The sequence below is a fragment of the bacterium genome (assembly GCA_030648955.1).
In the GTDB taxonomy this organism is placed as follows: Bacteria; Patescibacteriota; Minisyncoccia; order Phycocordibacterales; family JAUSHB01; genus JAUSHB01.
Map to the genome: position 1 here is coordinate 65,468 of JAUSHB010000011.1, position 17,449 is coordinate 82,916.

Below are 17,449 nucleotides of genomic sequence, written 5' to 3' on the forward strand. Positions count from 1 at the left end.
CTTGTATGTATTTCATTAGGAACCTCCCAATGATTTCAGCTTTTTGACAACTCCTCCGAGATACTTTTTCACCTCCGAACCATCTCTATCATAATCATCGGTAAAAATAAACACTCTTTCGGTTGGACTCTCGTTGTTTGTCATCTGTTCCGTTATGTAACCAAAGAACTCGGCGAGTCTTACGATAGTGAAAAGTAACATCGTTGTACCCTTCGTGTTAATTGAAGTCGCCTTAATGAAGGTATCCAGGAATGATTTTCGCAGTGTAGATGACGGATACAACGCCTGAACATCAACTACATGCTTTTTGCCACTACCATCAAACTGCGTAAGGAGAAAAGTTATTTCCTGAAGTTGTTTTGGGAGATCCTGAAAATCTTTTATGTTGAATTCGCATACAAAACCTTGGGCAGTTTCTTTGATATGTTCATCAAGGAACAGTGCCGTAGTTTGAATGCTTTTGACAATACGGCGCTCCCCGAGACTCAATTCCATACTCATAACAAATACCTCCTCATGATCACTGTGGGCTTACATCATGGTAGCTTCTTGAGTGGAAAGAATCAAGCGTGGTAGCATAGAAACGTAACCTAAAAAAAATTAAGAGACGGACGGTGAAAGATCTTCCGAAGAGAGTAACACTCGCGAACCTTCCTTAATTTCTCCGCGTACAATTTTTTCTGCTATAATCTGCTCAACGTGTTCCTGTATCGCGCGATTCATCGGACGCGCACCAAAAGATGGATCCGTTCCATGGCGAATCACCGCATTGACCAAATCATCATTCACCACAAGGTCGATTCCACGCTCGTGTAATCGCTTTTTCAACTTTTCTAGCATCACGCGGGCAATCTGCGAAAGATGACTCACATCAAGAGGATGAAATAGCACCACCGCATCAAAACGATTGAGCAACTCGGGCTTAAAAATACCTCGTTCAATGATTGTATTCACAATTTCATCTTTCATATCCATAAGATTTCCACCATTCTTCCCCGCTTCCCAGATTAAATCGCTCCCCGCATTTGATGTCGCGATAATAATAACATTGCGCGCATTAACCCGTTTACCCCGCATATCGGAGAAAAATCCTTCATCAAGAACTTGAAGAAACAGATCGAGCACTTCGTGATTTGTTTTTTCAAATTCATCGAGGAGCAACACGCCATAAGGCTTACTCTTGAGTATTTTCGTTAATGCTCCCACTTGCTCTCCTTCAAAATTACCAATGAGCCGCAGGAGCGCATCAGATGTCTGATATTCAGACATATCAAGTCGGGATATCACTGTTTCATCTCCAAAAAAAGCTTCTGCTAATGCTTTTGCAGTTTCCGTTTTTCCCACACCAGTGGGTCCAAGGAAAAGAAATGAGCCGATAGGTCGCTTCATATTACGCACTCCTGTACGAGCTCGACGCATTGCATTTGACACGAGACTCACCGCCTCATTCTGACCAACAACACGCTCATGAAGAAAACGCTCAAGGTTCACGAGCCTACTTCTCTCGGCATCCTTAATCTCACCTACAGGAATTTTAGTCTTTCGGGTAATGAGAGCGAGAATATCACTTCGTTTTATTAAATACCCCTTGTCCTCCACGATCTGTGGAACAAGCTCAATAAGAAGATCTATCGCCTTGTCGGGTAAAACACCATCGGAAAGATAATTTTGGGCACTCGTGAATGCCTCTTCGATTGATGAATATGTAAAAAATATTTTATGGTGAGCCTCAAGTCCTTCTGCAACACGTTGCAAAATTACCATCATCTCCTCCGATGACGGATCAGTGACAATCACTTTTTCAAATCGCGACATCAACGCAGTGTTCGGCTCAAGGATATTGTGAAAATTATCTACATCACTTACGGCAATAACCTGAAGTTTGTCTGTAATAAGATAGGGATCGAGAAGTGTCACGATATCAGAACCAATACTTCGGGCACTAATCCCGAATGATGGAAAATCAGAAAATACAATAATAATATTCCCCGCACGCTTAGCCTCATCCAAGAGAGCGATAAATTCACGCTCAAACTCTTCCTTACTTTGAACAGAAGAAATGAGTGAATCCGTATTCATCATAAATACTTTTTTATGTTCGAGCTGGGGACCAATTGATCCGTTCCTGATCTTTTGAGCAAAATCGTAAATGATGTCAATAGTCCCTGCGCCTTTTTCACCCACCAAAAATGCATTAGCCTCCTGCGCGCGCGAAAGAACGCTTTCCAGCTCACGAACTTCACGCTCATCCTTGGCAGATAACGCGCTTGCGTGCTCGCTATAGTTTTCAAAAACTTCTCGCGCATAACGCAGAAGCGTATAAATCTCACCGTATGACCAGTCCTTCCCAATCCCCGGCATGGAGGCAAGGTGATCTTTTCTCCACCATGCTTCCTTATCCTTTGCGTCTTCATGTTCTCGGATGACCCATTCGGCAGCACCAATAAAATCACCCTCGCGGGCATTTTCCTTAAAAAGAAAATCTCGAAGCTCCTCGTCCTGATAGACCAGAAACTGCGCCAATGAACGCAAACCGAAAACTTTTTGGGAATCTACGGGAAATGGCTTATCAAACAATATTGCGTTTCTACGGGAAAGAAAATCCTTGCGTGCATCATCTGAAATACCGCAACGGAGTAAGATTCTTGTGCCAACAGAAGATTGCAAGAAACTTTTAGTTACATCGCCATTATGTGCGTGGTGTAAAATTTTCAGCACATAAAAACTCAATACATCATGTTCGTGTCCTCTGCCCCGCGTTCTCCACGACATGAGCCCTTCACGAAAATATAAAAATCTAAAAAATACTTCCAAAAGATACACCGAGAGAAGGATTGCCAGCAACACGAACGCGGCTCCAATAACACGGGGAGCAAAAAGAAGGGCTTTTTGTGCAACATCAGGGTTTAACATATGAAAATAATTTATTGCATATAACCCGCCCGCAACCACAAGAAGGCCAATGAGAGCTGTATCTATTCCGTAATGAATGATATGTCGAGCGCGGTGGGAAAGCATGCGATCAAGCACCACGATTGGATACAGACGACTAGTTGAAATATGTAACGATTTTATATTCATGAGTAAATTTAGTTATCGAACACCAACCATGAGGGTTATTCCTACGGCAAACAGTCCGACAATTATGATTGGGAGAAACAGCCATGTGATAAAAAGCACTATCTCAATCACAAGAGCAAGCGTTATCGACACAACCCCCGCCAAAATAACGAAGGAACGAATAAAGAAACCAATAATCCGCATAACAGAATTAACGATCAGAACCGAGAAAAAATCTGGAATATCAAATTTCTTTGTTCGCACATCCCCAATTCTCCTCCATTTCGAAAAAAGTGTTGGGATGAGAATGGGGATTGAAAAAAAGTGATAGAGAAACCAGATAAAATCCGATGAGATTTTTATGAAATTAGTTATCGCGGCAGTGTAATACCAAATCACAAATTGCCATATAAGTATGAGAATCGCCATCTTGTTTTATAGTATATAACGTCTTTTAAAATACGCGAAAGTTCACTTCTTCTTTTTAAAAAAGATCTTGTTCGCAAAACGTGCATCAATATATTCAATTTGTTTACGAATTAGCGGGTCGCCAGGATCTCCCAATTCAGTGCGAAACGCGGCTTCTAAATCAGATAGTATCTTCATGGGGTCTTGTTTTTTATTTAATAATATTTTTCCCCCTTCACGTATTATAAATGCAACATCCCCTGCATCCAGAGAAGCTATTTTAGTCGTATGAAGCCCTGTGCGACTCAAGAGGTCGCGAAACAAATCGATTGTCTTAAATTCCAGAGCAGAGAGATATACGGACCCCACGGGTTCCACCGAAAGACTCGACGTAGCCATATGTTCCGCAAAAAGCGGACCATAAAATTCTATATACACATTATCTCCAAAATGCGGAGCTTCAGCAAAAATAAATCCTGTTTCATCTGTAAAATAGCACTGCGGATTTTCTTGTGCGCGTGTTTCTGGCAATGTACTTCCACACCAGAGTGAATAGGGTTTTCGTTCGTTAATTGTTATCGATAGCGCCGTAAGACCTTCGGCATTTACCGATAAAGAAAGAATTCTTTTATAAAAATTGAGGAGATCACTCTTAATGCGTTCCCGTGGATAAAGTATGATACTGTCCTTTGGGAACAGATAAAAATATTTCCCGCTAATTTCTTTACGCACCAAAGAGACAATTTCATCAGTGTCTAATACATTATTTCCAGTAACTTCGATCGCGGTAATGCGTAAACTTGGACGAGAAAGTCCCCATATAAATCCACTTAGAGACAAGGCGATTACCAGGAATATAATAAAAAACTTCCATAAAGCAATTTTACGTTTCTGCTTGATGCGTTTTTTTGAATGTGGAATATCTCTACGACGCGACATAGGTTGTAGGAGGAAAAATATGCATGCGGTCTCACACCTATTTAATAATACTTTTTTTTATATACGGTTCGAGTACTTTGGGAATCGCAATGCTTCCATCTGCTTGTTGATAATTCTCAACAAGAGCAGCTAGCATGCGTGGTGTTGGCATTAACGTTGCATTAAGTGAATGTGCGAATCGTAATTTCCCATCGTCATCGCGGTATCGAATATTCAAGCGTCGTGTCTGAAAATCATGAAAATATGATGCTGAATGGGTCTCGCGATATTTTTTCTCCGATGGCATCCACGCCTCGATATCATACTTTTTCACCTGCCCCAACCCAAGATCACCACCGCAATTCGCCACCACGTGATATGGAATGCCGAGTTTTTGCATAATATGCTCCGCGTTTTGATTGAGCGCTTCATGGTATTTAACACTCTCCTCGTGACTTGCTTCACAGAGCACCACTTGTTCTACTTTATAAAATTCGTGGACACGGATAAGACCCTTAGTGTCTTTCCCATGACTTCCCGCTTCACGGCGAAAGCATGGAGAAAATGAAACGATCTTTTTTGGAAGGTCTGTTTTAAGAAGCACATCATCCATAAAGTGCCCCATGGTCGCGACTTCCGCAGTGCCGGAAAGATAATCGCCATCTTGAGTTTTATAGAGATCTTCTTCGCCTTGCGGAAGATAACCGGTACCCATAAGCGTCTCGCGGCGCACTAAGGACGGCGCAATCATGGGACTGAAGCCTTCTTTTACCAATTCATCCACGGCAAACTGCCACAACGCAAAGGAAAGAAGCGCTCCGTCATTCTTAAGGAAATATCCGCGGAAACCGGCAACCTTTGTTCCGCGTTCAAGATCAACCATATTGAGTTTCTGCATGAGTTCATAGTGGGTTTTAGGTTCGAATGAAAGTTTGGGAATTTCTCCTCCTTCGACTCCGCTCAGGACAGGCCATCTCCGTATCTCTTTATTATCAGCATCACTCACACCGTCAGGAACCGACATGTCGGGAATGTTGGGAACTTGCACCATAAGAAGTTGCCACTCTTTCATAGCCTCTTTTAATTCCTCTTCTTTCTTTTGAAGCTCGTCTTTGAGCTCTTTCATGGTCGAAATAAGCCGGACGCGCTCTTCGGTCGGCGCAGAGCTGATGATGTCGCTTACCTCGTTTTGTTTTGTACGCATCTGCTCAACCTCCGCCAAAATCAACCTCCGTTTATCATCAACGGCGATGAGTTTGTCTGCATCAAAATCGATGTGCTTTTTCTTGGCACCTGCTTGTATGAGCTCTTTGTTGTCGCGAATGAATTTAATGTCTAACATGATTGGTTTTTAACGAGTGATAACGAGTATATTTCCATGTAATTGGTTTGTTCTATCTGAATACAAAAACAAGTTTTCGTTCATCCCTATCTATATTCATATCATACAACAAATGATAGAATTTATAAAATGGATAAGATAAAGAATCTAGAGCCAAACAAATTCCCCAAACTTCTTTCGGAAATCAGTGATCCGCCGGGTGAGCTTTTTGTGCTTGGAGACCTGCCTTCTGATGACCACACATTCCTTGCTGTTGTTGGCTCGCGCAAATTTACGAGTTATGGCAAACAAGCTGCTGAGCAAATCATTGCGGGACTGAAAGGATTTCCCATTGTCATTGTTTCTGGGCTTGCTATCGGCATTGATTCGATCGCGCATAACGCGGCACTAGCCACAGGACTTACTACCATTGCAATCCCAGGTTCAGGACTTAATGATGACGTTTTATATCCCGCAAGTAACCGATCGCTCGCAAAAAAGATCGTCGAGCGAGGTGGTGCTCTTCTTTCGCCCTTCAAGCCGGATTTTAAAGCAACGCAATGGAGTTTCCCTGCGCGTAACCGCATCATGGCTGGTATTTCTCAAGCAGTTCTTATTATTGAGGCTGAAGAAAAATCCGGGACTCTCATCACCGCACGTCTCGCGCTTGATTATAACCGCGATGTATACGCAGTCCCCGGCTCGATATTTTCTCCGACTTCGCGCGGGACTAATTCGCTCATCGCACAAGGAGCGACACCAGTCATGAATAGTGGAGACTTGCTCAATGCGCTTGGTTTTTCAACAGATGATACAACAGAAAAAATGGAAGACTCCCTTCCTCCCGACATGTCGCCCGAAGAGAAAGCTGTGTGGAAACTCCTCTCGTCGCCTCTGGAACGCGACGGTCTTGTGCGGTTGATGAATATGCCCACATCAAAAGCAAACGGCATTCTCTCGCTTATGGAAATTAAGGGACTTATTAAAGAAGCCGATGGGAAGATATTTCGGGGGTGATCCCGTACGAAACCGCGGTCGCTTGTTAAGAAAATTTCATACAAAGAATACTGTTGCACTATTTTTTTAAAACGACTCGAAGTATCGCGACTGACCGCGACCTGTTTCGTACGAGATGACAAATAAAATATTTGTGCTAGAATCTTTTTTGGAATTATCGTTCTCTTAAAATCACCACGGAGGAAGCAATCAATGCGTGTAAGTACCCCTAGCATAACAGCCAAGCAAACTCCCCCACTGGTTCCACAAAATATTGTTCCTTGCATCAGAAACAGGCTTGCTCAAAATGAGGATGTCCCCTTGTGCGATTTGCCTGGGATTACCCCGAACGATGTAATACTTTTACATGCAATCAAGGTTACTAACGTAAAAGAACTCATTTTCTGTGCAAACAAACGCATTGTGAAAGCGTTTGGCGGGAGAGGAAACACCGGAACAATGCGAAGTATTAAGCGAGTTAATATCGCACTTCGCACGCATGCGTTTCCAAGAAGGATGCCATTAAAAGAATATAAATTTCAAATTGCAAAACTCCAGAAGGTTCTTTCGTTGGTGTAGTATTTTCTATTTATACCCATTCAGTAGCCAGCAGTAATGCTGGCTATATTTTTTATTCTCTGTTGCAAAAAATATCTATCTATACTATATATGTAGCTACCACTTATGCGTTTACTCATTGTAGAGTCCCCGGCAAAAGCAAAAACAATTTCCAAATACCTTGGAAAATCTTTTACCGTGAAAGCAAGCGTGGGTCACGTGCGTGATCTTCCGAAGAGCAATAAACAGGCTATTGATATCAAGGGGGGATTTATCCCCCATTATGTAATCTCACCCGGCAAAGAAGATGTGGTGTCTGAATTATCACGTCTTGCAAAAAAGGCGGATGAGGTTCTGCTTGCGACTGACCCCGACCGCGAAGGAGAAGCGATTGCGTGGCATATTAAAGAAGCGTGCAATATCAAAAAACCGAAGCGAGTCGTATTTCACGAAATCACTAAAGAGGCGGTGGAAGAAGCAATCAAGCACCCGCGAGAAATTGATAACAATCTCAAGGTAGCACAAGAAGCACGGCGCGTGCTTGATCGTCTTGTTGGGTATGACCTCTCGGGACTTATTTGGAAAAAAGTTCGTTACGGACTTTCTGCAGGACGAGTTCAGTCCCCTGCTTTGCGCATTATCATGGAACGTGAACGTGAAATTCGCGCCTTCAAGCCGGAAGATTATTGGGTTATCAACGCAGAAGTTGAAACGAAAAAAAATAAAGAGAGACTTTCTCTCACCTGTTCGGAAGAGCCGCGGGACCAAAAAACTGTCGATGATATTGTAAGGCAAGGCAAAAAAGGTTCGTGGAAAGTAATCGAGGTCAAAGAAACTGAAGTAGGAAAGTCTCCCCGTGCGCCGTTCATCACCTCAACACTCCAACAGGCAGCAAGCAGTCGTTTGGGATTTGCCCCTTCGCGCACGATGGGTATCGCTCAAAAACTTTACGAAGCGGGACACATTACCTATATGCGGACAGACAGCACCACCATAAGCGATATCGCGCAGACACAAATCCTTGCTCATATTGAAAAGAAATTTGGAAAAGAATATGTTATGCCACGCGTATATAAAACTAAAAGTAAAAACGCACAAGAAGCACACGAAGCAATTCGTCCAACCCACATTGAAATTTCTTCGACGGGAATAAACGAGGAGCAAAAACGACTCTACCAACTTATTTGGCAAAGGACCATCGCGTCACAAATGAGCGATGCGAGAATTTTCCGCACTAAAGTTATTGCGAATATTGACAAAGGAACGATCCCAGATTTTGCGGTCAATGGATCACGCGTACTCTTCCCGGGGTGGATTGCGGCGGAGCCCGCGGGTCGTGAAGAAGACGTGACACTTCCCAAGGTTGCCGTGGGTGATGCACTCTTCCTTCTTGATCTTTCTTCGCAAGCCAAACAAACAGAGCCACCAGGGAGATACAGTGAGGCCGGACTTGTTAAAGAGCTCGAGAAACGTGGGATCGGCCGCCCGTCCACCTATGCATCGATTATTAGAACAATTCTTGAACGCGGATATGTCGACAAAGACGGCAAATCACTTGTCCCCACCGACACTGGCGAAGTAGTGAGTACATTTTTGGAAACATATTTTGCGAATTACATTAGTGACACCTTCACTGCGGAAATGGAAAACGAGCTTGATGAAATTGCGGAGGGTAAACGTGAATATATTAAAACGTTAAAAGATTTTTACGGACCGTTCTCAAAAGACGTTAAAGCGAAAGAGAAAATAGAGAAACTTACCAACTTAGGTGATGCTCCCAAGGAGTTCCGTTGCCCCCTCTGTACAAGCAACATGATTATAAAACTTGGTAAGACAGGGAAATTTTTGAGTTGTTCCCGCTTCCCTGACTGTAACGGCGCACGGACTATTGACGGCAAAGAACTTGAGGGTCCAAAAGAAACCGGTGAAGCATGTCCGGAATGTAAAACAGGAAAACTTGTTGAACGCGATGGAAAATTCGGCAGATTTGTCGCCTGTGGTAATTATCCAAAATGTAAATATATCAAACGAGACGCGCAAGGCGCCGATGGAAATCTTTTGAATGGTACCGGTGTAAAATGTCCGACCTGTAAAGACCTGCCTGCCGCGACGCAAGGCTCTGCGGCGCAGGTAGGAGGCGAGATGGTGGCGCGCAAGGGAAGATTCGGTGTTTTTTATAGTTGTTCAAATTATCCGAAATGCAAAAATGCGATCAAAGCAAAGCCTACAGGTAAGTTTTGTGAGCAATGTAATGCACTCATGATGGAAGGCACAAAAACGATTCCGGAGCGCTGCTCAAATAAAGCCTGTCCCAACCATAACCCCCATAAAGTTGGAAAGATTGAATAAAAAAGGGCGGCTTCGGAGAAGCCGCCCTTACAGGTACTTACGCACCCAATCAAATTAAAGAAACTTTTGCACAAATTTGAAACGAGAATCACTCCTGATAAGTCTCTTTGCCCGTCCCATCATAGCACCGCAACCACAGCGACGTACTTGTTCGTCGTGCGGATATTCAAAACGGTAACATTCAGGACATACGATCATACATTTCTTCCAAAAGTCGTCGTTTCGATTATACTCATCCGCAAATTTTTCACGATTTGCATTTATAATACGAGAACTAATGGTGCTAAGTATTTTTTTATATGCCCTCGCTATAATACTGCTTTCACGGTTATCTCTTCGATTTTTTTCATCGACGAGAAGTTTTTGTTGAGTATCGTGGCGCGAATGCAGCCCAATGTGCACTATAAAATCTGAATATGTTTTAAAAATGACCGGTATTTCACAGATGGGACATTTTTCAACGTTGCGATCCTTGAAATGATTCATCATTATCTCCTTGCAATATTTCCTACTACATATATAATCACAAATATGTTAAATGTCAAGGAAATACTCAATCTCATGAAATTACCCACTCCGGAAGATGTGGCGATTATTGAAAAGGCATGCGCATTAGCAGAAAAGGCACACGCGGGACAAAAACGATTTACGGGAGACCCATATGTAAAACACTCTTTTGAAACAGCGAAAAATCTAGCGATATTCGGCATGGATCGTGACACCATTGTCGCAGGACTTCTTCATGATGCATTAGAAGACGGTAACATCACCGCCGAAGTTATTGAGAAAGAATTTGGTAAAGAAGTTTTATTTCTCGTACAAGGCGTTACTAAGCTGGGTAAGCTCAAATATCAAGGGGTAGAACGTCATGTCGAGAGTCTCCGTAAAATGTTTATTGCGACAGCAGAAGATATGCGCGTGCTGATCATAAAACTTGCAGACCGCCTGCACAATATTAAGACGTTGTATGGACACGAGAAAAAAGATAAACAGAGACGAATTGCCCTTGAAACACTTGAAATCTACGCTCCCCTAGCTAACCGCCTCGGTATGGGAAAACTTAAGGGCGAACTCGAAGACGAAGCATTTCCGTATGTATATCCGGAAGATTATAAGCGCGTAAAAGACCTACTTAAGGAACGACGCGGAGAAAATGAAAAATATCTTGAAAAATTCCATCGTTCACTTCAAAAAGAATTGGCATCGCAGGGTATGAAAAATATTCATACGGATTATCGCACAAAACGGTTATACAGTTTATATAAAAAACTAAATCGTAAAAATAATGACATAGAAAAAATATATGATATCACTTCTCTGCGTATAATTGTTCCCACGGTGGAAGATTGCTATAAGGTGCTTGGCATTATTCACGGCGCATGGCGACCGCTTCCGGGAAGAATCAAGGACTACATCGCGCTTCCTAAGCCCAACGGATACCAGAGCATTCATACCACTGTTTTTACGGGAGACGGCGGAATTGTGGAAATTCAAATACGCACTGAAGACATGCACAAAGGAGCGAAGTATGGTATTGCCTCACACCTTGCATACAAAGGCGAGCTTGGTAAGCCAATTAAAAAAGGTGGGGCGCTCAAGAAAAATGTGCTGTGGATTGACCAACTTATTGAATGCCAAAAAAATGTTTCTGAAACCGGCGAATTCCTCGAAAATCTCAAGGTAGATTTTTTTAGAGACCGCGTGTTTGTATTTACCCCAAAAGGAGATGTCATCGATCTTCCCGAAGAATCAACCCCTGTTGATTTTGCATATGCAGTACATTCGGATGTCGGCAATCACATGTCTGGTGTAAAAATCAATGGTAAGATGGTTGGCATTGATACTAAACTAAAAAACGGAGATATTGTCGAGGTTCTTACAAAAAAAGGGAGTCACCCTACATCAAAATGGCTCGAGTCAAGCAAAACAACGCTCGCCAAACGAAACATCCGTGGCGCAATTCAAAAGCCGGAACATGCAACAGAGAAGCGTTAAGGTTTTACATCTCATTAAATTGAAAACCCTTTGATGTTATAGAGATCCTCTTCTTCTTTTTTTGGTTCTTCTGGTTGATCTAAAAATTCCGTCTGTGGCTCATCCGTATTCGTAATTGAAATGGTATCTATAGTATCCATATTTTTTTCAGTTTCGTCCGCAACAGATGTCTGTGTGGGAAATTGTTGAATTTGACTTAAAGGTAAGGTATGATCTGCGCCACTCGTTATAAGATTAATGAGATTCTGGAGATCATCGCTTGAGAAAAAATCGATGGTGATTTTCCCTCCAATTGTTTTCTTTTCAATGTGAACGCGTGTGCCAAGTTTTTCGGTTAACTCTTCTTCGATTTCAATGATTTCAGGAGCAATAACATGATCTTTTTTTCGAATTTTGTCATACGCAATTCTCCGCGCAATTCCTTCCGCTTCACGTACCGTTAGTCCCTTAATGACAATCTCTTTAAACAACGTCGCCTGTTCTTCTGGTCGATCAATAAGCATTAATATTGGTCTCGTGTGACCTTCGGTTATTTCTCCTCGAGTAACCGCATCAATCATTTCTTGGGGCAAGCCCAAAAGTCGCATCGAGTTTGAAACGTACTCCCGACTCTTCCCCACTTTTTTTGCAATTTCAATGTGTTTAAAACCAAACTCATCCGCAAGCCGACGGAAAGCTGTCGCACGGTCTACGGGATTCAAATCTTCACGCTGAAGATTCTCAATAATCGCAAGTTCGAGCTTGGTTCTATCGTCGTCAGCTCCTGCGCGTATAATAACCGGTACCTGTAAAACACCCGCGAGTTTTGATGCACGCAGTCGGCGTTCGCCGGCGATAAGTTCATATTCTACGACAATCCCCCCGTCAGATTTTTCCAGTTCCTTGCGCGTGACCACCAGCGGTTGAAGTACTCCGTACTGGCGGATAGAATCAGAAAGGTCGCGAAGATTGCTCTCATTAAATTCCTTACGAGGTTGAAATGGGTTGGGCTTGATTTTATCAACCTCAATCCAAAATATTGAATTGCTGTAAATTTCTGGCATTGCGATAAAAATTTTTGGTAATTATTTTCTCAATCATACCACAAAATTCTTACGCGCAAAAATCACTCATTAAACATTAATCTGCTTGACATATTCTTTAGAAGTGTGAGAATGCTCCTGGAGCTTACATCGTTAACACAAAAGTATAAGGAGAAGTCAATGTCAATACCTAATAATGTTGAAATACCCGGCACGGACACGGTTGAAATTGAAGTGACATATGGTATTACTGGTGAGAAATACTCTATTGCACAAATCGTGCATAAAAAATATCTTACCAAAGATACATTAAATGACGTACTTGAAATAGCTCAAGAAGCGCATAAGGAGATGCATATTATTGCAACTGCGCTTGGGTTGGAATATGGCAAAGGGTTGGACCCAAACCTAGAAATGCTCTGTACCTGCCGTGAAATTCACAAAACACGAGTATACGGATTGAGAAATGTGCTTATTTCAATGATTAGTGGTACATTTTCTACCCAATGCCATAAAACAGATTGCCCCTCCTATGCAAAATGTCCGCAAAACCGTGATCTTACCCAGGAACTTAAGGTACTTCCTGAAGCCAAAGCATGTGTGTGGTATAGAAAACAAAAAGAAGATAGATTTTCAAAACCATATGGAAAAAGAACTGGGAATTTCTAGTAAAACCTAAGATTGTTACCGCCCGCGAAGCTGAAAAATGCATCGCGGGCTTTTTTTATTTGCGACGTAGAGCGTGTGAAATGAAAATATGGGAACATTTTCATTTCCGAGCCGAGACAGGCTTGCGGGATTTTTCACCAGAAAAATATCGGTGAGCTAATATATGCAGAGCATATAATTGGTTTGTTCCTGCCTACCGCGACGAGCACGGCGCAGGCAGGCAAGACAGGTTCCGAATATTGCCCCATCGACTTGCCGCAGGGGCATATATTTGTCCCAAAAAATCAGGTGTATAATTACGAGATGGAAAAACTCATTCAAGAACTCCTGGATTTTAACGCACTCAAGACACCCAATATTATTGAGGCGTTTAGGGGTATTGACCGCAAAGATTTTGTACTTCCCGAATATAAACATGAGGCATATGAAAATTATCCTCTGTCAATCGGATTCGGACAAACCATTTCACAACCCTATACCGTTGCCTTTATGCTCGAGCTCTTACAGCCTGATGCGGGAGAGAAAATATTGGATATCGGCTCAGGTTCTGGATGGCAAACTGCGATGCTCGCACATATCATAAGTCGGTCACATACTCATGCAAATAAGCGGGTCCCGCAAGGAAAAGTATTTGCCATTGAAGTAATCCCTGAACTCAAGGAACTCGGCGAGCGAAATGTTTCAAAATACAATTTTATAAAAAGTGGGATTGTTTCCTTTATCGCGACAAACGCAAAAGATGGCTTACCGAAGGAAGCGCCATTTGATAAAATAATAGCCGCGGCGGCACTCGAAGACAATATCCCTGAATCCTGGAAAAATCAACTCAAGGTTGGCGGACACATCGTAACCCCGGTGCGCGACTCGATTGTTTTGCTCATTAAAAAAAGTGAAAAAACTTTTGAAAAACAAGAGTTTCCCGGATTTGCCTTTGTTCCGTTTGTGAAATAATAATACTTGACAAATTGATTTTAGGGTATTATAATTGAAAGCAGATTATATACGGAGGTTCGCCATGAGCACCCCTGAAACAGATGCAAAAAATTTTGCGGTAAGAATAATTAAGTTGAGGATACATTATCCATCAACATATACTTCAGACAACAAAGCTTTTGATGCCGTGCGAAGAGAGTTTCGTCATATTCCACTGAGCGACCTAAAAATGAACGTAGGGAAACAATTGGCTAAGTTACATAAAGAACTTTACATTGTCGCTCGCGAAGCAATGTCCATCAAAGATGAGGGTGTGCCTGAACAGACGGCAATCATGACCACGCTTGGCAAACACTCACATATTCCTTACTCCGAGGATATGGTCACATACATTTCTAAAATAATGAATAATTTGGAGAAAAAAAATCCACCCAAATTAAAGCAGACTGTCATATCCCATGCGGAAAAAACTTCATGTGATTAACATTTTGCGAAATCTTTCTCAGCGGAACCACAAGGTTCCGCTGTTTTTATTTTATTATAATTGTGGAGAATACCCTGCGGCTTGCCGCAGGGATGAATCCGCAAGTAGGGAATGTGTCGGCGGAGCCGACACATCTACAACAAAGTTTGCCCCGTTGCCTCGCCTCATACCCCGTCCGCTTTGCGGCGGGGATAGGACGAGGCCAAACTTTACTTTTTTCTTTGGTAGCACCCGTACATTTCCGCCTCCGCAAGAATATGCCCTTTCATACTCTCCATGAGTATTTCTTTTTTTGAGCCTTCAGGTATATCGAGTACCACATCGAGCGCATAACATTTAAAAAAATAGCGGTGCTTCCCGTGACCAGGGCACGGACCGCCATAGCCAGAGGCACCAAAAGTTGTTCCCCCTTGTACGGCGCCCCGTGGAACACTCCCTTCGCCTATTTCTTTTGTGTTGGGAGAAATATTCCAGAGAAGCCAGTGTGTCCAGGTACCGGTGGGTGAATCAGGATCATCCATAATGATCACAAGACTTTTTGCATCGACGGGAATAGCGTCAAATGTAAGTGGTGGATTAATGTCTTCCCCATCACATGTGTATTGTGGTGGTATGTCGTCTCCAGATTTAAATATCGGTGAATGTATTTCCATGTCGAACACCACTAAAGATACGACCCGAGTTTACCTTCGAATTCCTCTCTGGTTGCACTTTCTTTTTTTAAATATTCATCAATAAACTCGGGTTCTTTGGTAATCATCTGGCGTAGCGCTTTTCCATGAGCGATAACCCATTCGCCTCTTTCATGCTTTATTATCCCTGCGATATCAAAAAACTTTTGCATCACCCTGTATTCCAAAGCTAGAAACTCTTGTGAGAGCATATATTCCGCATCATAATTTTGCTGTTCTCCAAAATTTTCCTTCATAATTAACTTGTTTTTATCCCGCAATAACCGAGGTTTAAGAATTAACAAAAAAAATTATTGCAGTTTCTTTTTGTGATACCCGTCAATCATTTTTTTAAATGTTTCTAAGTCTGGCTCTATGGCACTAGCGAATAAACGCGCAAAATCCGGCTCTGTTCTGACCATATTAAAAATCGCAGAGCCATGTTCATTCATCCATGGTCCAAATTCTCCGTTAGACTTTTCTGCAATCTGGTGATACCTCTGAGCTACCTCCCACGCAAGATCATTGTCTTCTTTTGAGAGTTCCCCCTCGTACACGTGATTGTTCTTGCCATTACCATTTTGTTGCATTTCTTGATTCATAAAAATAACATTGTTACCTAATAATACTCCTACCCTACTATTATCCACTATTCCATATGTGCGAATCATATACTACTTCTCCTTGAGAGGTCAATGAGCTAGCCGAAATATAACTGGGTACAATATTTCGTCTTCACACCACAGGAGTACTTCTTATTTTCTAATTCGCTTCAGCTCATAAGAAAATAAAGTCGCTCGGACACTGTGTACGAGATTACCTGCCTACTGGCAGGCAGGCTCGTCCACCTGCTCCTCGCTAGCCGAAATAATTTATCTGCATTGCTTGACGCACTTCATCACGTGTTTTCGTGGCAACCTTGCGAGCTTTTTTTGTGCCCTCTTCGAGAATATCCATAATATATTTCGGGTCTTTCTCCAAATGCTCTCGTTTTTCCCGAATCGGATTTAAAATATCGTTAAGCACTCGCGCCAAACGCTTTTTGATTTCAACATCTCCCAATCCCCCCTTCTGGTACCGCGCCTTAAGTTCTGCGACTTCACTTTTTTTGTCATCAAACGCGTCAAGATATTCAAACACAACATTCCCTTCCACTTTCCCGGCATCGCTTGCGTGAATATGCCCCGGGTCCGTATACATCATCATCACCTTCTTCTCAACTTCCTCGGGAGAATCGGAAAGATAAATCCCGTTGCCGAGTGATTTGCTCATTTTTGCCTTCCCATCAACTCCCTTGAGGCGCGGAGTAGTGGAAACAAGTGGCTTGATGCGCTTGAATGTCTCTCTGTAAATGCGGTTGAACGCATCCACAATTTCATTGGTCTGCTCAAGTACGGGCAATTGATCTTCACCCACCGGCACAAGATCCGCGTGAAATGCGAGAATATCCGCCGCCTGGTTTATCGGGTACACAAGAAAACCAGCTGGAACATTTTCGCGATACCCCTTCTCTTTCATCTCATCTTTGACTGTTGGATTGCGCTTTAAGCGCGCAAGGGTGACGAGATTAAGAAAATAGATGGTGAGCTCGGTAATCTCGGGAATTTGCGACTGAATGAAAATCGTGGTTTTTGCAGGATCAATGCCGACCGAAAGATAGTCAATCGCAAGTTCGGGAACATTATTTCGCACCTTGGCTGGATTTTCAAAATTATCCGTAAGTGCCTGCACATCGGCAATTTCTACAAATTGGTTATGTGTGCCCTGAAGTTCCACGCGCGCCAAAAGAGAGCCGACATAATGCCCCAAATGAAGCCTCCCCGTCGGCCGATCGCCCGTCAAAATTGTCATTTTTTTGGTGTCCATTAGTCTATTGTAGCAGAGAGACAAATATTTTTAAAGTTCATTAAAAAAATTAAATGCGCCGTAATCTAACCAATAGCTTCACACCACCTGCATGGGAGTTAAGTAATTAATTCCTGCATGGACTCTTTTGTAATTGTAGTATTGCAGATATTTTTTTAATTCGCAATTGATCTTCCTCACATTGTTTGGCAATCGATCC

General features: G+C 42.5%; 18 protein-coding genes. 7 read left to right on the forward strand and 11 right to left on the reverse strand.

The annotated features are described in order from the left end of the window. Positions 1–15: 15 nt before the first annotated feature. The 5 genes from Q7S11_02650 to serS form a co-directional block, all read right to left on the reverse strand. Positions 16–495 carry a hypothetical protein gene (locus Q7S11_02650; protein MDO8572650.1) on the reverse strand — a complete coding sequence of 160 codons (480 nt, stop codon included), beginning with the start codon at positions 493–495 and terminating at the stop codon, positions 16–18. Between the two features lie 105 nt (positions 496–600). Then, entirely contained in the window at positions 601–3,081 is a 2,481-nt protein-coding gene (locus Q7S11_02655) for an ATP-dependent Clp protease ATP-binding subunit (protein MDO8572651.1), read from the reverse strand. Between the two features lie 12 nt (positions 3,082–3,093). Then, entirely contained in the window at positions 3,094–3,489 is a 396-nt protein-coding gene (locus Q7S11_02660) for a hypothetical protein (GenBank protein MDO8572652.1), read from the reverse strand. Between the two features lie 42 nt (positions 3,490–3,531). After that, a complete protein-coding gene (locus Q7S11_02665; GenBank protein MDO8572653.1) occupies positions 3,532–4,407 on the reverse strand; it encodes a hypothetical protein in 876 nt (291 codons plus the stop codon). Positions 4,408–4,444: 37 nt separating this feature from the next. Next, positions 4,445–5,728 (reverse strand): serine--tRNA ligase, encoded by a 1,284-nt coding sequence (serS, locus tag Q7S11_02670; protein ID MDO8572654.1) that lies wholly within the window; start codon positions 5,726–5,728, stop codon positions 4,445–4,447. Positions 5,729–5,857: 129 nt separating this feature from the next. On the opposite strand from serS, the gene dprA reads away from it, so the two are divergent. The 3 genes from dprA to topA all read left to right on the forward strand — a co-directional run bounded on the left by dprA (position 5,858) and on the right by topA (position 9,610). Then, positions 5,858–6,724 (forward strand): DNA-processing protein DprA, encoded by an 867-nt coding sequence (gene dprA, locus Q7S11_02675; GenBank protein ID MDO8572655.1) that lies wholly within the window; start codon positions 5,858–5,860, stop codon positions 6,722–6,724. A gap of 192 nt (positions 6,725–6,916) precedes the next feature. Continuing rightward, positions 6,917–7,282 carry a hypothetical protein gene (locus Q7S11_02680; GenBank protein MDO8572656.1) on the forward strand — a complete coding sequence of 122 codons (366 nt, stop codon included), beginning with the start codon at positions 6,917–6,919 and terminating at the stop codon, positions 7,280–7,282. Positions 7,283–7,387: 105 nt separating this feature from the next. After that, complete coding sequence (gene topA / locus Q7S11_02685; GenBank protein ID MDO8572657.1) at positions 7,388–9,610, forward strand: type I DNA topoisomerase; 2,223 nt, start codon at positions 7,388–7,390, stop codon at positions 9,608–9,610. Between the two features lie 54 nt (positions 9,611–9,664). Here topA and Q7S11_02690 read toward each other — a convergent pair whose 3' ends face one another. After that, complete coding sequence (locus Q7S11_02690) at positions 9,665–10,099, reverse strand: hypothetical protein (protein MDO8572658.1); 435 nt, start codon at positions 10,097–10,099, stop codon at positions 9,665–9,667. Between the two features lie 42 nt (positions 10,100–10,141). Here Q7S11_02690 and Q7S11_02695 point away from each other — a divergent pair, with 42 nt between their 5' ends. Then, positions 10,142–11,605: a RelA/SpoT family protein gene (locus Q7S11_02695; GenBank protein MDO8572659.1), complete on the forward strand. Its 1,464-nt coding sequence runs from the start codon at positions 10,142–10,144 to the stop codon at positions 11,603–11,605. A gap of 14 nt (positions 11,606–11,619) precedes the next feature. Here Q7S11_02695 and Q7S11_02700 read toward each other — a convergent pair whose 3' ends face one another. Further along, complete coding sequence (locus tag Q7S11_02700; GenBank protein ID MDO8572660.1) at positions 11,620–12,648, reverse strand: ParB/RepB/Spo0J family partition protein; 1,029 nt, start codon at positions 12,646–12,648, stop codon at positions 11,620–11,622. A 159-nt stretch (positions 12,649–12,807) separates the two neighbouring features. Here Q7S11_02700 and Q7S11_02705 point away from each other — a divergent pair, with 159 nt between their 5' ends. The 3 genes from Q7S11_02705 to Q7S11_02715 all read left to right on the forward strand — a co-directional run bounded on the left by Q7S11_02705 (position 12,808) and on the right by Q7S11_02715 (position 14,713). Then, positions 12,808–13,296, forward strand: coding sequence for a hypothetical protein (locus Q7S11_02705; GenBank protein MDO8572661.1), 489 nt, complete (start codon positions 12,808–12,810; stop codon positions 13,294–13,296). 183 nt (positions 13,297–13,479) lie between these two features. Then, positions 13,480–14,247, forward strand: a complete 768-nt coding sequence (locus Q7S11_02710; GenBank protein MDO8572662.1) for a protein-L-isoaspartate O-methyltransferase — start codon at positions 13,480–13,482, stop codon at positions 14,245–14,247. Between the two features lie 64 nt (positions 14,248–14,311). Further along, entirely contained in the window at positions 14,312–14,713 is a 402-nt protein-coding gene (locus Q7S11_02715) for a hypothetical protein (GenBank protein MDO8572663.1), read from the forward strand. Between the two features lie 209 nt (positions 14,714–14,922). Here the strand turns inward: Q7S11_02715 and Q7S11_02720 are convergent, their stop codons facing one another. From Q7S11_02720 to trpS, 4 genes are all read right to left on the reverse strand, one after another. Beyond that, positions 14,923–15,366, reverse strand: coding sequence for a YbhB/YbcL family Raf kinase inhibitor-like protein (locus Q7S11_02720; GenBank protein MDO8572664.1), 444 nt, complete (start codon positions 15,364–15,366; stop codon positions 14,923–14,925). A gap of 11 nt (positions 15,367–15,377) precedes the next feature. After that, on the reverse strand, positions 15,378–15,641 hold the full coding sequence (locus tag Q7S11_02725) for a hypothetical protein (GenBank protein ID MDO8572665.1): 264 nt from the start codon (positions 15,639–15,641) through the stop codon (positions 15,378–15,380). Positions 15,642–15,695: 54 nt separating this feature from the next. Next, positions 15,696–16,055, reverse strand: a complete 360-nt coding sequence (locus Q7S11_02730; GenBank protein MDO8572666.1) for a hypothetical protein — start codon at positions 16,053–16,055, stop codon at positions 15,696–15,698. Between the two features lie 187 nt (positions 16,056–16,242). Beyond that, positions 16,243–17,250 (reverse strand): tryptophan--tRNA ligase, encoded by a 1,008-nt coding sequence (gene trpS / locus Q7S11_02735; GenBank protein ID MDO8572667.1) that lies wholly within the window; start codon positions 17,248–17,250, stop codon positions 16,243–16,245. Positions 17,251–17,449 lie beyond the last annotated feature (199 nt).

Bases quoted from the DNA above. Each gene is read 5' to 3' on its own strand.
- Q7S11_02650 (MDO8572650.1), bottom strand. From the start codon at position 495: ATGGAATTGAGTCTCGGGGAGCGCCGTATTGTCAAAAGCATTCAAACT.
- Q7S11_02655 (MDO8572651.1), bottom strand. From the start codon at position 3,081: ATGAATATAAAATCGTTACATATTTCAACTAGTCGTCTGTATCCAATC.
- Q7S11_02660 (MDO8572652.1), bottom strand. From the start codon at position 3,489: ATGGCGATTCTCATACTTATATGGCAATTTGTGATTTGGTATTACACT.
- Q7S11_02665 (MDO8572653.1), bottom strand. From the start codon at position 4,407: ATGTCGCGTCGTAGAGATATTCCACATTCAAAAAAACGCATCAAGCAG.
- serS (MDO8572654.1), bottom strand. From the start codon at position 5,728: ATGTTAGACATTAAATTCATTCGCGACAACAAAGAGCTCATACAAGCA.
- dprA (MDO8572655.1), top strand. From the start codon at position 5,858: ATGGATAAGATAAAGAATCTAGAGCCAAACAAATTCCCCAAACTTCTT.
- Q7S11_02680 (MDO8572656.1), top strand. From the start codon at position 6,917: ATGCGTGTAAGTACCCCTAGCATAACAGCCAAGCAAACTCCCCCACTG.
- topA (MDO8572657.1), top strand. From the start codon at position 7,388: ATGCGTTTACTCATTGTAGAGTCCCCGGCAAAAGCAAAAACAATTTCC.
- Q7S11_02690 (MDO8572658.1), bottom strand. From the start codon at position 10,099: ATGATGAATCATTTCAAGGATCGCAACGTTGAAAAATGTCCCATCTGT.
- Q7S11_02695 (MDO8572659.1), top strand. From the start codon at position 10,142: ATGTTAAATGTCAAGGAAATACTCAATCTCATGAAATTACCCACTCCG.
- Q7S11_02700 (MDO8572660.1), bottom strand. From the start codon at position 12,648: ATGCCAGAAATTTACAGCAATTCAATATTTTGGATTGAGGTTGATAAA.
- Q7S11_02705 (MDO8572661.1), top strand. From the start codon at position 12,808: ATGTCAATACCTAATAATGTTGAAATACCCGGCACGGACACGGTTGAA.
- Q7S11_02715 (MDO8572663.1), top strand. From the start codon at position 14,312: ATGAGCACCCCTGAAACAGATGCAAAAAATTTTGCGGTAAGAATAATT.
- Q7S11_02720 (MDO8572664.1), bottom strand. From the start codon at position 15,366: ATGGAAATACATTCACCGATATTTAAATCTGGAGACGACATACCACCA.
- Q7S11_02725 (MDO8572665.1), bottom strand. From the start codon at position 15,641: ATGAAGGAAAATTTTGGAGAACAGCAAAATTATGATGCGGAATATATG.
- Q7S11_02730 (MDO8572666.1), bottom strand. From the start codon at position 16,055: ATGATTCGCACATATGGAATAGTGGATAATAGTAGGGTAGGAGTATTA.
- trpS (MDO8572667.1), bottom strand. From the start codon at position 17,250: ATGGACACCAAAAAAATGACAATTTTGACGGGCGATCGGCCGACGGGG.